13 protein-coding genes are annotated in these 15684 nt (G+C 30.7%); 1 reads left to right on the top strand and 12 read right to left on the bottom strand.

From position 1 onward, the window contains the following. Positions 1–65: 65 nt before the first annotated feature. The 11 genes from ACREWB_RS00535 to ACREWB_RS00485 form a co-directional block, all read right to left on the bottom strand. On the bottom strand, positions 66–1244 hold the full coding sequence (locus ACREWB_RS00535; protein ID WP_431545526.1) for an acetyl-CoA C-acetyltransferase: 1179 nt from the start codon (positions 1242–1244) through the stop codon (positions 66–68). Between the two features lie 140 nt (positions 1245–1384). Continuing rightward, positions 1385–2587, bottom strand: a complete 1203-nt coding sequence (gene gltS / locus ACREWB_RS00530) for a sodium/glutamate symporter (RefSeq protein ID WP_431545525.1) — start codon at positions 2585–2587, stop codon at positions 1385–1387. A gap of 157 nt (positions 2588–2744) precedes the next feature. Continuing rightward, positions 2745–3617 carry a response regulator gene (locus ACREWB_RS00525; RefSeq protein ID WP_431545524.1) on the bottom strand — a complete coding sequence of 291 codons (873 nt, stop codon included), beginning with the start codon at positions 3615–3617 and terminating at the stop codon, positions 2745–2747. A 2-nt stretch (positions 3618–3619) separates the two neighbouring features. Beyond that, positions 3620–4858 carry a sensor histidine kinase gene (locus ACREWB_RS00520; RefSeq protein WP_431545523.1) on the bottom strand — a complete coding sequence of 413 codons (1239 nt, stop codon included), beginning with the start codon at positions 4856–4858 and terminating at the stop codon, positions 3620–3622. A gap of 27 nt (positions 4859–4885) precedes the next feature. Beyond that, positions 4886–6523 (bottom strand): tetratricopeptide repeat protein, encoded by a 1638-nt coding sequence (locus ACREWB_RS00515; protein WP_431545522.1) that lies wholly within the window; start codon positions 6521–6523, stop codon positions 4886–4888. A gap of 49 nt (positions 6524–6572) precedes the next feature. Then, positions 6573–7481, bottom strand: a complete 909-nt coding sequence (locus ACREWB_RS00510; RefSeq protein WP_431545521.1) for a sensor histidine kinase — start codon at positions 7479–7481, stop codon at positions 6573–6575. 239 nt (positions 7482–7720) lie between these two features. Continuing rightward, positions 7721–8368 (bottom strand): pyrophosphatase PpaX, encoded by a 648-nt coding sequence (gene ppaX / locus ACREWB_RS00505; protein WP_431545520.1) that lies wholly within the window; start codon positions 8366–8368, stop codon positions 7721–7723. A gap of 14 nt (positions 8369–8382) precedes the next feature. After that, positions 8383–9846: an oligosaccharide flippase family protein gene (locus ACREWB_RS00500; protein ID WP_431545519.1), complete on the bottom strand. Its 1464-nt coding sequence runs from the start codon at positions 9844–9846 to the stop codon at positions 8383–8385. Positions 9847–9885: 39 nt separating this feature from the next. After that, complete coding sequence (locus tag ACREWB_RS00495; RefSeq protein ID WP_431545518.1) at positions 9886–11058, bottom strand: CDP-glycerol glycerophosphotransferase family protein; 1173 nt, start codon at positions 11056–11058, stop codon at positions 9886–9888. Between the two features lie 185 nt (positions 11059–11243). Further along, on the bottom strand, positions 11244–11903 hold the full coding sequence (locus tag ACREWB_RS00490; RefSeq protein WP_431545517.1) for a vWA domain-containing protein: 660 nt from the start codon (positions 11901–11903) through the stop codon (positions 11244–11246). A gap of 73 nt (positions 11904–11976) precedes the next feature. After that, positions 11977–13002, bottom strand: a complete 1026-nt coding sequence (locus ACREWB_RS00485) for a macro domain-containing protein (protein ID WP_431545516.1) — start codon at positions 13000–13002, stop codon at positions 11977–11979. Positions 13003–13215: 213 nt separating this feature from the next. Here ACREWB_RS00485 and ade point away from each other — a divergent pair, with 213 nt between their 5' ends. Next, positions 13216–14952 carry an adenine deaminase gene (ade, locus tag ACREWB_RS00480; RefSeq protein ID WP_431545515.1) on the top strand — a complete coding sequence of 579 codons (1737 nt, stop codon included), beginning with the start codon at positions 13216–13218 and terminating at the stop codon, positions 14950–14952. 57 nt (positions 14953–15009) lie between these two features. Here the strand turns inward: ade and ACREWB_RS00475 are convergent, their stop codons facing one another. Beyond that, positions 15010–15663: an HAD family hydrolase gene (locus ACREWB_RS00475; protein ID WP_431545514.1), complete on the bottom strand. Its 654-nt coding sequence runs from the start codon at positions 15661–15663 to the stop codon at positions 15010–15012. Between the last annotated feature and the right edge of the window lie 21 nt (positions 15664–15684).

The following is a 15684-nucleotide window of genomic DNA, read 5'->3' as shown; positions in this document are numbered from 1 at the left end:
ATTAATTTTATATAAAATATAATTTTAAAAAGACCAGCATTATTTACTGATCCTTTTTTATAAATTTATCTTTCAACAATAATAGCAGTTCCTTGACCTCCACCTATACATAACGTCGCAAGCCCAGTTTTAGAATCTCTTTTTATCATTTCATGTATTAATGTAACAAGTATTCTTGCTCCTGAACCCCCTACTGGATGGCCAAGTGCTATAGCTCCACCATTCACATTAACTTTTTCCATATCAAAGTCTAGATCTTTAGCTACAGCTAATGATTGAGCAGCAAAAGCTTCATTAGCTTCTATTAAATCTAGATCATCTACAGTTATCCCTGCCTTTTGTAGTGCTTTTTTACTAGCAGGAACAGGTCCATATCCCATTATCTTTGGATCTACTCCGGATGACGCGTAAGATTTTATTGTAACTAGAGGAATAATTCCAAGTTCCTCTGCTTTAGCCTTTGACATTACTATAAACATAGCCGCACCATCATTTATTCCTGATGCATTACCTGCTGTTACAGTACCATCTTTTTTAAATGCTGGTTTTAATTTCCTTAATTTTTCTATAGTAGATCCCATTTTCGGGAATTCATCCGTATCAAATATTAAATTCTCACCTTTTCTTTGATGTATTTCTACTGGAACAATTTCCTCTTTAAATCTACCTTCTTTTATTGCTCTTTCAGTTTTCAATTGACTGTTTAGCGCAAACTTGTCTTGATCTTCTCTTGTTAAATTCCACTGCTCTGCAATATTCTCTGCTGTAACTCCCATATGATAATCATTAAATGCATCCCAAAGAGAATCATTAATCATAGTATCAATTATTTTTCCATCTCCCATTTTTGCACCCCATCTATTGTTTGGAAGTGCATATGGCGCGTTACTCATACTTTCAGTTCCACCTGCTAGAATTATATCTGCATCCCCACACATTATAAATTGTGCTGCCATACTCACCGCTCTTAGTCCTGATCCACACACTTTATTTATTGTAACAGCTGAAGACTCTTCAGACATACCTGCATATATTGAAATTTGTCTTGCAACATTCTGTCCAAGTCCTGCTTGTAACACATTTCCGATAATCGCTTCTTCTATTAGCTCCGGTTTAACACCTGCTCTTTTTATAGCCTCTTTAGCTGCAATGGTGCCGATCTCTACGGCTGATAATTTTGATAATGCTCCTCCAAAACTTCCTATTGCTGTTCTTGCTGCGCTTACTATTACTACCTCTTTCATATGTAATCCCTCCACTCATTTATTTTAGAACTTCACTGTATATATTATACCAAGCATTAACATTAAAAGAAACGGGTGTATTTTAAAAATACACCCGTTCCAACATATCAAAGTATATAGTTTATATCCTAATTACACAATTATTTAACAAAGAAATTCATAAAGGTTGTAATAATACCAGCGTTGAAGAAATCTATGAATAAACTTCCTACTAGTGGTACGATAAAGAATGCTCTTGGTGCAATACCATAGTTTTGTGTAAGAGCTTCCATATTTGCCATAGCATTCGGAGTAGCGCCCATACCAAATCCACAAGTACCACCAGACATTACTGCTGCTTCATAATCTCTACCCATAATATTGAAAGTTACGAAGTAAGCGAATAGTGCAATTATTAATGCTTGAGCTGCAAGCATTACTATAAGTGGTAAAGCTAAATCAGCTAATTGCCATAATTTCAATCCCATTAATGCCATAGATAAGAATATAGATAATGCAACATTTCCTATAATATCAATTTCATCTGCATAAATCTTGTATATCTTTGTTGAATCTGATAGGTTTCTTATAATTGCAGCTGCAAACATAGCTCCAATATACGCTGGGAATGTAATTCCTGTTTTTTCTAAAAAATAAGATATTATAGTTCCAACACCCATAGCTATAAAAAGCTGAGTTGTAGCATGCATAAAGTTATCAGGTATTAGTTTTTTCGAATCATTAACTTTAGTTGCAGCAACTTCTGCTCCGGATTTAACCGTTTTCAAGGAAGGAGCAAGATTATGTTTATCAATTAGTTTCTTAGCTATCGGTCCGCCAAGCATACTACCCATAATTAATCCGAATGTAGCTGATGCCATTGCTACTGTATTTGCTCCTACAGCACCTGCTTTTTCAAATACTGGACCAAAAGCGCCCGCAGTTCCATGTCCTCCAACCATAGGTACTGAACCAGTAGAAAGGCCTATAAGTGGATTAAGTCCAAATATCTTAGCAAATACTACTCCCGTAATGTCTTGACAAATTACAAGCAATACACATATTCCAAGGAAGATGAAAACTTGTTTGCCGCCTTTTTTTAGAAGTGTAAAACTAGCTGTAAATCCAATAGTTGTAAAGAATGCAGTCATAAAGAATTTTTGAAGTGTAACATCCATTTCAAATACTAACACGTTTGTTTGTTTTAATATTAATGTCATAATTGCAAAAAGTATCCCACCAATTACTGGTGCCGGTATACAATACTTATCTAAAACTGCTAGCTTTCTTTTAATTAACTGGCCTATAAATAAAACTACAACTGCTAATGCTGCTGCTTGGACCATATCTAATTTCAAAATCATTTTTTTTCCTCCTCATAATTTTTATATTATTATAATATTATTATAAGAAGTTATTACAATTAACTACGCAATACTACTCAAACATTCATTGAGAAAGTAAAATTTTTTAAATATTTGTATATTTATAGTACTTTAAGAAATATAATGCATACATTCGTTAGTTTAATTTAGTAATTATTCCTTCAATAAACTTTTTTGTATTTATTTTTCCAGGCTCATCTAGTGGATTATTTATATGTCTCATTTCCTGCCTTATTTGTTTAAAATCAAATAATAAGGTACTGTACTCCATAAAAATACTATTACTATAATCATCACAGCCAAGCTCAGACAAATTTTCTAAAGCCTTTTGAATGATTCTCCTAATTCTTTGTTCTAATGCCTTTTGGTTAGCATTTAGATTGTCATTCCCGTGTTCTTCCTGTACTATTTCACCATATACCTTTTGTAGCTTATATATAGAAATCGGGTTTCTTTTTTTGAATTCTATTATTTTATGTATAATTTTTATTAACTCATTACTTCCTACCGCGCCTGTAATACCTATATTAGTAAAAATATTCATTATTTCTTCATTCACAAATAATTCTTTTGTTACACCTTTATCATTATCAAAACCGAGTAGTGCGCTCTTTATAACTTCCAAAGAATTCTCCAGCTCGATATTATGACATATGTTTTTTATAACATTAATTGCCTCTATACTATTTATAGGTTTGCTTATAAAGAAAACAATACCACTTTCATATGCCCTAGACACTACTGACTCCTCTTCAACTTGTGATATCATAATAAACTTACCCTTATACCCCTGATTCTTGGCTCTATTAATTATTTCAATTCCATCAAGTAAAGGGAGCAAAAGATCGATAAGTACCACTTGTGGATTGTAAAATATAATTTCTTGAACAGCATGTTTCCCACTATCAAGTTCACATATAACTCTCCCAAGATTATTTTTTTTAATGAGAATTCCAAGCATTTTTCTAATATTAACATCATCATCAATAATCAAAAAAGTATTTTCCAATGTTACCCTCCATTCAATGAATTTCTAGGTATTTTTAATATAAAAGTAGTTCCTATATCTTGTTTTGACTTTACTTCTATATTGCCACCTAATTGTTCAACAATATTTTTAACATGAGAAAGCCCAATACCTGTAGACGCTTTTCCTGTTACATCATCATATTTTGTAGTAAATCCTGGATTGAAAATATAAGGAATAATATCTTTATCAATACCATTTCCCGTATCAGTTATTTCAAAATATATACTATCTCCATCCTCTCTTTCTGATATTTTAATAAAATCACTATCTTGACACTCATCTATACTATTGATTATAAGATTATTAATCATAACGAATAAATTAGAGTAGGACTTAACTTCAAAGTCTTCTTGGAAATAGAATAATATTTCTATTTCTTTACTATTTTCTTTTATATATCTACTAGTATTATCCTTTATAATAGTAAAAATACTTGAAATTGTCATAGTATCTTCATTCCCAAATTTATCTATAAGTGATTCGAATCCTTTTAAAACTCTATAATAGTCTTTTTTTATTTCATGTACTTCTCTAGCAATGTCCAAGGTTTTCTCCCTTAAATAATCATTATCCTTATAAGTCTCATATAAATTATAGCTTTTTGACATTACCTGTTCTATATCCTTCATAGACTTCTTTAAATAAAACATTTCAGCTTGTATATTTGAAATCACCAAGTTAAGCTGGGTATATCTTTTCTGATGTTCGCTATTCATAATAAACAATTTTTGTTTATTATAAGTAAGGTAAACAAAATAAGTTACAAACCCTCTTACAAATCCAGCCAAAATTATAATTCTTATCACATGTAAACTAAGACCATTTCTTATTATAGATTCAAATATGTTGCTTACCGAATCCATTAATGCAAATAATAAAACCGTCTTAACTATATGTTCTTTATTTTTTCTGATTTTAGTTGTTTTAATTAGAAAACCATAAATTAAATAATATAATAGTGAAGGAAAATTAAAAATAATGGTGTCCAAAATACTATGGTTTACTGTTAGTATTCCAAATACACTTCTAACTATAAATACACCAATTCCACATAAAAAAGCTAAAGTTAATTCTGACATATCTACCATTATAAGAATACATAAATTAAAAATAATTACTCCTGCTGAAAACTTTAATTCACTTTGAAATGGATAAAAATATATTTCTCCAAATAATGCTACAATTAGTGCTAAAAAAATATATTTTTTTTTCTTCCCCATAAAATCCTCCAATAGGTTACTATTACTTTACTTTATTATTTTATCTAGTTGTTCAAAAAACTTTATTAATTCATCCTCATTATTAATACAATCATACTTAATATTGTTCTCATTTTTCTTAGAATAATACTGTTTAACCTGTATAAATGAATTAAAACATTGAAACATATTATTAGAATTTATAAATTTTCTTCTAAATTTCTTAGGGACACTCATTGCTATGTTTTTAACCTGCCTACAAGCAAGAACATAATAAGTTATAGATTTCTCATAGCTTTTTTCTTTGAAATAATACTCTCCCAAACTACTACAAATCTTTAGCTGGAGTTTATTATTTTGTATTTCTACCGCTAACTCTAGTACAGTATTTAGCAATTGTTGTTTTTCTTCATTATTGCACCTTAAAGCTTCTACATATTTTTGCTTTAATATGATATCTTTATTATCAGGGAGCATATCCTTGTATTCATCTGCTAATTCAAATGCTAATTCACTATAACCAAGGTCCACAAGTTCTAAAGTAGCATCACATACTATATCTAAGATAACCTGAGGATTTTTATATTTCGATAGTATATAAGTAATGCCCTCTAAAGACCCTAATATATCCGTTTTGCTCTTAGCCCCTTTAAGTTTTACAAATTCGTAGACAATTCCTGTATTCCATTTGATTATTGACTCCTCATTATCTACCATATCCAAAGCCTCTTTAATACTAATTTCTGCTTTCTTAATTTCACCAAATTCTAGGAATAGACTTGCTTCCGATTTATAGTACCAAGGTAACATTTCCCCCTGGTTCGGATAAACCTTAAGCTCTTTACTGGCTAAATTATAATAATCGTAAGCTTTTATATAGTTATTAAGTTTTAATTCTATGCTACTTAAAATCATATATGAATTAAAAACCATATATTCGAATTTTGCACTCTGTGCTTTTTTTAAGCCCAATTCGCAAAATAAAAGTGCTTCTTCATACCTCATACATTTAAAATATATTTCTCCAATATTAGAATAAGCAAACACATTAAATTCTAGGTAGTAGTTACTGTCTTCACTCCTATCTTTTAATTTCAAAAAATACTCTAGAGCTTTTTCATTATCTTGTACTTTATCTGCATAAACTGTACCAATGTTATTTGAAATTGCCAAAATGCCCTTTAAATAATTGGCTTTTTCAAAACACTCTAAGGATTGCTTAAGTAAATCTAAATGCTCATCAACACTAGTTAATTCAGAATATAGCTTTGCTAACGAATTTAATATTCTCCCTTTATAAATGATATGTTCTTCTGTGCAGTACTTTAAAGCTTCATTCGCTATTTCTCTAGCTTTATAGTATTCATTTTTCATGTAATATACATTAATTAAATATAAGCTAATATCTAGTTTCCCTTTAACGTAATCTAGATTCTTAAGAAGCTCTTCAATTATTTCTGCATGTTTTATACTAGCCTCTATTTCCCCCTTATAAAAATAGCCCTCTGTTATTTTTATTAATGCATCAACTTGATATTTTTTTTCTTCTAGAATAATAGCTATATCATATGCACTTTTAAAATATTTAAGGCTACTTTCAATATCCCCCTTTTTTCGATGTAAATCACCTAGCTCTATTAGGGAATTGAATTTTTCATTATCAATATGTTCTAATTTATCATTCACTCCCTCACACCCTTAATATTATAAATTATTTTATTATAAAACTTCTCTGTTATATATCGGAGAATTCAACTTTTATCCTTTCTAGCCTACTATCTTCATGTTGCCAGTACAGCTTAGTCTGTGGTTCTTCATTTATTGTTATTATCGGTAATTCAACAACAAACTCTGAACCCCTATTATATTCACTTTCTACAGTTATAGTACCTTCATGCATTTCCACAAGTGATTTAACTAGTGAAAGTCCTATGCCACTGCCCTCTCTATTTCTAGTAAACGATTTGTCCACCATCCTAAACCTTTGAAAAATAAGTTCTAGTTTATCTCCCCGTATTCCTATTCCATCGTCTTTAACAGAAATATACAATAACTCATTGCGAGTTCCAACCTCTACTTTAATGGTACCATTTTTATCTGTGAATTTAAGTGCATTTGATAGAAGATTCAATAGTATTCTTTCTATTTTATCAGCATCAAATGCCATAACTTGTTCTTTAATCTTCTTTTTAAAAATTAAATGGACCGATTTTAATTTCGAATATGAATCTATAGATTGAATCACCCCATCTATAACCTCAACAATATTATAGTTATGAAATTCAACATAACTATAATCAGAATCTATCTTGGTTAAATCAATAATATTATTGATAAGTCTAAGTAACCTAAGTGAATTTACCTTCATAGTTTTAAGATATTTGTGGAGCTTAAACTCTGGATCCACTATGTTTCCATTTGAAGCATATAGCTCTAACAGTTGTATAGCACCCATTAGTATATTTAATGGAGTTTTGAATTCATGGGAAACATTGGCAAAAAACTCTGTCTTAAGTTTATCATACTGTAGGGTTTCTTCTTTTTCTTTGAATTCTCTAACTATATTTTCAAGCTCTATATTTTTCTTAGTTAATTCTATATTTTTATCCTTTAGTTCGTCGTAACTAATACTTGCTTTGTTCATAGTAAACCCCTCTTATAATAAATAATCTACGTATAGTGTTTATTCGACACGTTTAACTAAATTCCTCTACAATTTGGTTTTAAATTCATAATTCAACTCAATTATCTCCGCTAATAAGTTTATAGCTTTATAACTTAGACTTCTTTCAGCCTGTCGGCTCAGTACACATTCTGGACGTACAAAATGCTACTCTCCTAATAAGGAAAGTAGCAATAATTAACTTTAATAAACAATCTCATCTAATCATTTAATTTTCCAACTAATTCTACAAGTTCTTCCATACTCTCTATAACATAATCGGGCTCATGCACAAGAATCATATCCATAGGCAGTGCTGTCCACCCAACAACTACAGATATAATCCCTGCATTTTTCCCACATAAAACATCAAAGGAGCTATCCCCTACAAAAATTGTTTCCTCTGGCTTTCCACCTAGTTTCTCTAAAGCCATAAATGCCGGAGTAGGATCTGGTTTATGTATTTCTGTATCATCCGCGCCTATAATAACATCAAAATAATCCATTAATCCGAAATGATTTAAACCCATAATGGCCGAGTCATTTAATCGGGAAGTTACTACCCCAAGCTTATAGCCTTGCTTATGAAGATTTATTATGCCTTCTTTTACCCCACTATGAATTGAAATTAGCTTTTCAAATTTTCCAATTTGAAAATTACGATAGGTTTTAATAGCTTCTTTACTATCCTCACCAAATTCTCTATCTAATGTTATTGTTAAAATTTCTCCAAAAGTTTTAATAATATTCTCTTTATCCACTTGTTTATTTAAGTGCTTTTGATAAGTATGTTGAAAAGATTGTATAATCAATTCATTTGTGTCTAACAAAGTTCCATCCAAATCAAACAAAATATTTCGTATTGCCATAACTATCCCCCGCTTCACTTTTTATTCATCAATGATTTTTTTTCATTAATTCTATGGACTATTTCTATTTTTATTGGGTTATCTATTATATATAGTATTATACTATACACTATTAATCCCACAAAACCTTGTATTACTAGCCCTAAAAATCCACCTATAACAAATTCACCCGAAACATATACGCTTATTGCTGATAATACACCTGCGAAATAATATCCATATGTACGCTTAAATATTTTTTTAATGTCTAAATATTTTTTTACTAAAAGAATTCTTAAAAGGCAAACTATAAATTCTGTTATTACTATAGATATAACTCCACCTAAAGCTTGAAATTTAGGTACTAAAATTAAATTCAACGTTATATTAATTATTGAGGCAACTACTAACGGGATAATATACTCCTTATTTTTATTAGTAGGCAATGTGTATTGATTTGCAAATACACCACCCACTGCAATAAATAAAATTATCAAACTAGTTAGCATCATGTATAAAACAATAACATTAAATTCACTACCAAAAAACCAAGGCACAAAGTTTTTAGATATACCCATAATTACAGACATTATAAAGATTGATGATACCAATGTAAAATTTACTGACTTAACAATATATTCTTCCACTTTCTTAACTTCATTTCTTGCATACATGCTAGCTATTCTTGGCATCAAAACAACGCTAAGCGAAGTTACTATTGCCAGTGCTATTCTAGCAATTCTTTGTGATTGATCATAAAACCCAACTTGCTCAATAGTAGATAATTTTCCAATTAAAATTTTATCTAAGCTTGTATAAATTTGAATTGAAAATTGCGGAATCAAAATTAAAAATGCGCCATTTATATGGTGTTTTATGTTAATATTTTTAATATTAAATTTACCAATGTACTCTTTTACAAAAACCCACAATGTTAAGCTTCCTATAAAGACTATACTCGAATTTATCAATATATATATGTATATATCACTTGATTTTTTTACAAATGTGAATATTAATATAAGACCAATTATTTTAACAATTATATTTCTCGTTACGGTTTTTTTAAAATCTTCCATAGCAATAAAAAACCATGAAATATCAAACATAGCATTTAATAAGAATGGAATCTGAAATAAAAAAGCAACTTTATAATCAAGCAAGTTAAAATATATGATAAAAACCATATAAATTAATAACCCGCAAAGACTGGTAATTACTTGCAGCGACCAAATATCCCAAAATTTCTTAGTGGTATTGTTTCTGTCATTTCTCACATATGCAATTTCTCTAATTCCATAAGAGCTGATTCCAAACATACCTACTATATAAAAGAACTGTGCCACCGAAAAAGTATACCCATATATACCCATACCTTTTGCACCAAAAATTCTTGATACGTATGGTATAGTAATTATAGGTATTATAATAGTAAGAACTTGATAAAGACTATTATAAATGTAATTAGCTACCACTTTATTTTTCACTGTTTTTTTCATTTTTAGACCATCCTATGCTACATATTTTCTGATTACACTCTACAAATCTAATTTATCAAATAATCTTTCAGTATTATTAAAATCCGAGTATTTATTGGTTTTCTTATTAACTCTTTGTCTTATATCTTTATAATCATCTATATTGTTATTTATTTGGTAAGCGAAGCTATAAAGTTGTGATACCTCATTAATTATTGGACCTGGAATCCACTTATAGATATCTTCAAAAACAAAGCCCCTACTACTACCATATTCACCTAAATCGTCCATTACAAACCCGATGGGTTTATTTAATATCATAAAATCAAAATATACAGATGAGTAATCTGTAATTAATGCATCAATTTCTTCAAATATTGAATATAATTGCTCTCCAATTTTTATAAAATCATTATTAACAATTATTTTTATATTACTTAATTCACAAAAATCTTCCTTATGTAGACTATCCATAGGATGTAACTTAACTATAAGTAAAATATTATTGTCATTAAGATATACATTAAAATCCTTTAGTTCTTCACTGGACAACAATGGCAATTGACCATCTTTTGATAAACCATCATTTCTTTTATCTCCTACACTGGATTTTCTAAATGTTGGCATCCATAATATTTTTTTATTATATTGTTGTGCATTTATACCAAGTTTATTTAATACATCTCTATATTTATTCATTCTATCATTTCTAGGCAAGCCTGTAATTAATACTTTATTTTTATCTACGCCAAAAACCTTTGATATAACATTTTGAAATTCTTCTGATGTTGCTATTGTGTATGTAAAATGAGCAACATCCTCTTCAGTTTTATTATCCAAATAACCAATGTTTTTGAGTGGCATACCATGCCATAAATTAACCACAATTTGCTTGTCCAAACATTCCACTCCATTTATTGCTCCATGTGTATAAAATATATATTTTGAAGTCATATAATTTAATATTCCAAGAATTGATTTTAACTTTATGACTTTTATATTAAATTCTTTTTTTAACTCTTCAATATTACTAGGAATATATGAATCGTTAACTAACCAAACAATCTCATATTGCATTTTTTTTGAAATCATGTAATCAAAAACACTCATAGAGTTATCTGAAAAATCCGGATGGCTTACAAAGCATACCTTGTTTTCATTCTTTTTAATCATGCTATTTATAGATGCTAACAATTTTATTATAAAACTTCTCATAGTATCAACTTCTTTCAATCCAAAATTTTAATACTAATATATAGTATCACCTAACTTAATACTATTGTATCATTTTTTTTATTTTAAAACATCATTTCGTTAAATTATCGCTTGAGATAAAAGGTGACAGGCACTTGTAAATATATGTTATCGACGCCTAATTTAAAGGAGATACCAATTAAGGTGTCTCCTTTATAGGATGATTACCTGCTGCTTTTTTTACCTCGTCTCGTAAAGTCCTCCTCAATCTCCGCTTTCCAACTATCAGTAATTGGCCTACTTGCACGTAGTTCACAGACAACATTGTTAACTGCCTCATAATTAAGTCTCGTACCCTCTCCATCAGCATTATAATTAGCTGCTCTGTCTGAACTAATACCAAATTTTGCAGCTGTTGCAATAGCGTCAATATTAGCCCCTATGAAAATGAATTCCCATCCATATTTTTTCTTCTGCCATTCAACCATTTTCTTTATTTTTTCATAATTAAATTCATTACTAGCATTTTCCATTCCATCAGTAGTGATTACGAACATTACCTTATCAGCACGCTCCTCTTCAACAGTATTTCGCTGTACGTTACCAATCTTATTAATTGTCTTTCCGATGGCATCCAAAAGGGCAGTACACCCACAAACAAAGTATTCTTTTTCTGTTATAGGGCGAATACCCTTAACGTTTATTCGATCATGTAAAAGCTCGTAGTTGTCATCGAAAAGCACCGTAGTTACAATTGCTTCACCTGGCTCTTCCTTCTGTTTTTTAAGAAGTGCATTGTAGCCTCCTATAGTATCGCCCTCAAGTCCCGCCATAGAACCGCTCCTATCAAGTATAAATACCAATTCAGTTAAGTTTGTTTTCATATTGTTAACCCCCTTCTTTCTAATCAAAGGATAACATTATTACGATGTTAATTGGTCGCTTTCAAAGCGACAATTATACGCCAAGTAGAACTTGATCAAAAGCGAACAAGGCCTCATTTATCTTGTAGATATTGTAATTTCCCTCTTCTATGAAATACTCAATAATCACATCAAATTTATTGCTGTGAGACAATGTGTATCCTGCTTTATTTAACAAGTCGCGTGTTTCATCCAAGCTCAGTCTAATAGCTATGGCAAAGGCTATGGATGTAACTTTACTGGGGTTGTAACTCTTAGAGCTCCGGATTTTAGAAAACAGCTTCCGGTCGATATTGGCCTTCTTATAAGTTTCAACATCTGTCATTCCTTTTTCATCAATAAGCCTCAGAAGCATTTGTGAAAAAGACTCATCAAGTTGACTAATTAGATCCTCAAGGCTACGCTTCCCCTGCATCTCGGTTACAACAGGGGTACAATTCTCACATTCTATGTAATGTTCATTAATATTTTCAGATTGATTATATTCATAAGACTCTATATTTCTTTGTCGTTCACTTACATGATGCTCGTCAACATAGTTATCATCAATATATTTTTCAATTGCTGAGAATAGTTTTTCACTCAAAACAAAGGCTTTCTTATCATAGACTACCAAATAAACCGTCATCTCGTGGTTTATTAGAAATTCCCCTATTGCAGTAATTGCTATCTGTAGGGCCTTATCTTTCGGATAGCCATATATCCCTGATGATATCAAAGGGAAGGCGATAGTTTTGCACTTATACTTTAAAGCAAGTTTAAGTGAATTAATGTAGCAGTTATGTAGCAAATTTGCTTCCCCTAAGTTTCCACCCTGCCATATAGGTCCAACTGTATGAATAATGTATTTTGCTGGAAGGCTATAGCCACTTGTGATGACAGCTTCTGAAACATTGCATTTTCCAATGGAGTCACATTCTTCTTGAAGCTTTTTATCCCCAGCAGCAGAAAATATTGATCCACATACTCCACCTCCCATTTTTAGTGCTGTGTTGGCAGCATTTACAATGGTATCTATTTTCATTTTTGTTATATCATTTCGGATTATTAACATCGGCATATTAGTAAGTCTCCTTTCGCGAAATTTCTTGCTGTGTCTTTTGATTTATCTAAATCTTCTTATCATCTATTATAATAATATTTGGCATAATATTCAAATACATAAAATATTCTTGCTTCATTTAAATAAATTCAATATATATTGAAGGAAAGACAAAGTTAGTATAGAATATTTTAATTGTAATAGTAAATTATCTTATGTGGAGGTTTAAATATGGAAAATAAACAATTAAAAAAGTTAATTGAGGTAGCTTCTGGAAGACAAGTAGCTGATTTAGTAATTAAAAATTGCAAGGTTATAGATGTATATAATTCTACAATTATAAATGGTGATATTGCAATTTGTGATGATGAAATTGCCGGTATTGGTGAATATAGTGGGCAGAATGAAATTGATGCAAAAGGTCAATATGCTTCACCTGGATTTATTGATAGTCATATACATATAGAATCATCTTATGTAAGTCCAGAAGAACTAGGCAAGCTATTAGTTCCTCATGGGGCAACAACAATTATTGCTGACCCTCATGAAATCGTAAATGTATGTGGAATTGATGGTCTTGACTATATGTTAGCAGCAGCAAAAGGGACAAGTCTTGACATAAAATTTATGCTTCCGTCTTGTGTTCCTGCTACCCCGTTTGAACACTCAGGAGCTACAATAGATGCAAAAGCAATGGAAGAACCAATTAAGAATGATAAAATTATTGGTCTGGGAGAATTTATGAACTACCCTGGTGTAATTAATGCAGACAGTGACGTTTTAGATAAGCTAATTCTTGCAAAAAACAGTGGAAAATTAATCGATGGTCATAGTCCTTTTTTAGAAGGGAAGGCACTAAATGCATATGCAGCAGCACAAATTCATACAGATCACGAGTGCTCAACGATAAAAGAAATGACGGACAGACTTTCAAGAGGAATTTATGTGTTATTAAGAGAAGGCTCTGCTTGTCATGACCTTGAAAAATTGATTAAAGGAGTAACTGTTGAAAACAGCAGAAGATGTCTTCTTTGTTCTGATGATCGTCAACCTAAAACAATATTAGAACTTGGTCATCTTGATCATCATTTACGTATATGTGTAAGAGAAGGGATAAATCCAATAACTGCAATTCAAATGGCAAGCTTAAATGCTGCAGAATGTTTTAGACTTACAGATAGAGGTGCTATTGCTCCTGGACTTCGTGCAGATATTGTACTTTTTGATAACCTACAGGATTTTAATATCAGCAAGGTGTTTATTGAGGGTAGAGAGGTAGCCTCAAAAGGGAGATATTTACTTCCACTAAAAAAATATAGTATTGATTCTGTAAAAGTACAGTTTAGTGTTAGAGATTTTTCAAAAGATAAACTGAAGTTGAAGCTAAAATCTAATAAGGTATACGTTATAGATATTCTTCCAGGTGGAGTATTAACAGGTAAGGGAATCGCTGATGTGAATACCAACTTAAGTGGAGAATTTGTATATAATGAAAATGCTCCAATTGCTAAAGTTGCAGTTGTTGAGCGTCATCAAAATACAGGTAATGTAGCTGTTGCACTTTTAAGAAATTACGGTATTACAAGTGGAGCGATAGCCCTATCTATTGCACATGATTCACATAATATTATTACTGTGGGAGTTAATGATGAAGATATGGAGCTTGCAATTAATACATTAATTGAGCAAGGTGGAGGAATAGTCCTTGCTAAAAACAATAAAGTTCTTGAAGCTATGCCAATGCCTATAGGTGGTATTATGAGTGACCAAAGCGGCGAATGGGTAAATAATCAGCTAATTAAAATTCATAATACTGCACATAATGAACTGGGAATTAGTAGTAATGTTGAGCCTGTTATGACACTTTGTTTTATGTCTCTAGCTGTTATACCTGAGATAAAAATCACAGACATGGGGTTATTTGATGTAACTGCGTATAAATTCATTAATGTAGAGGTTGGATTATAGGCGTAGTAAAAAACTCCAGTTTTTACTACGCCCTCAACTTTTTACAGTATTTTCAATTTATTGGTTTAACTTTATATAATTTAATTCTTTAAAGCTATTTATTACTAGATCTGCCATAGAAATATCTTGCCTTCCTTCAACATCACTATTAATTCCTACACACTTCATACCTGCTTTTTTTGCCGCAAGTACCCCATTATGAGAATCTTCAATAACCACACAGTTTTCTGGACTTACCCTAAGCTTCTCTGCGGCAAAAATAAATATATCTGGTTCAGGCTTGCTTTTCTTTACATAGTCACCAGTAACAAAAACTTCAAAGTATTCCTCTATTTGAAATTTCTTTACTATAGCCTCAATTACATTTAATGGTGATGATGATGCAATGGCTAGCTTTACCCCATTTTCATGTAAGTCTTCTATTAGCTCTTTCACTCCCTCAATAAGAATTATCTCGCATTCATCTGAATTTAGGTATTTAAAATATATGTTTCTATCATATTCAATTAACTCTTCAAGTGTTTGACTAAGTTTATATTTATTTCTTAGAGTTTTCCACATATAATGTGAGGTTGAACCCACAAATGATAGATGCTCATTCCCTGTAACATCTATTCCTAATTTTTTATAAGTCTCATTTTCCAGTTTCATATGTATAGGTTCACTATCAATAATTACTCCATCCATATCAAATATTACTGCTTTTAGCATAAAATCACTCTCCTATTATTT

Source organism: Clostridium sp. (assembly GCF_050717635.1).
Classification (GTDB): domain Bacteria; phylum Bacillota; class Clostridia; order Clostridiales; family Clostridiaceae; genus Clostridium_AD.
The sequence above is the reverse complement of the archived record's forward strand: the minus strand, read 5'-3'. Positions and strand labels throughout refer to the sequence as shown.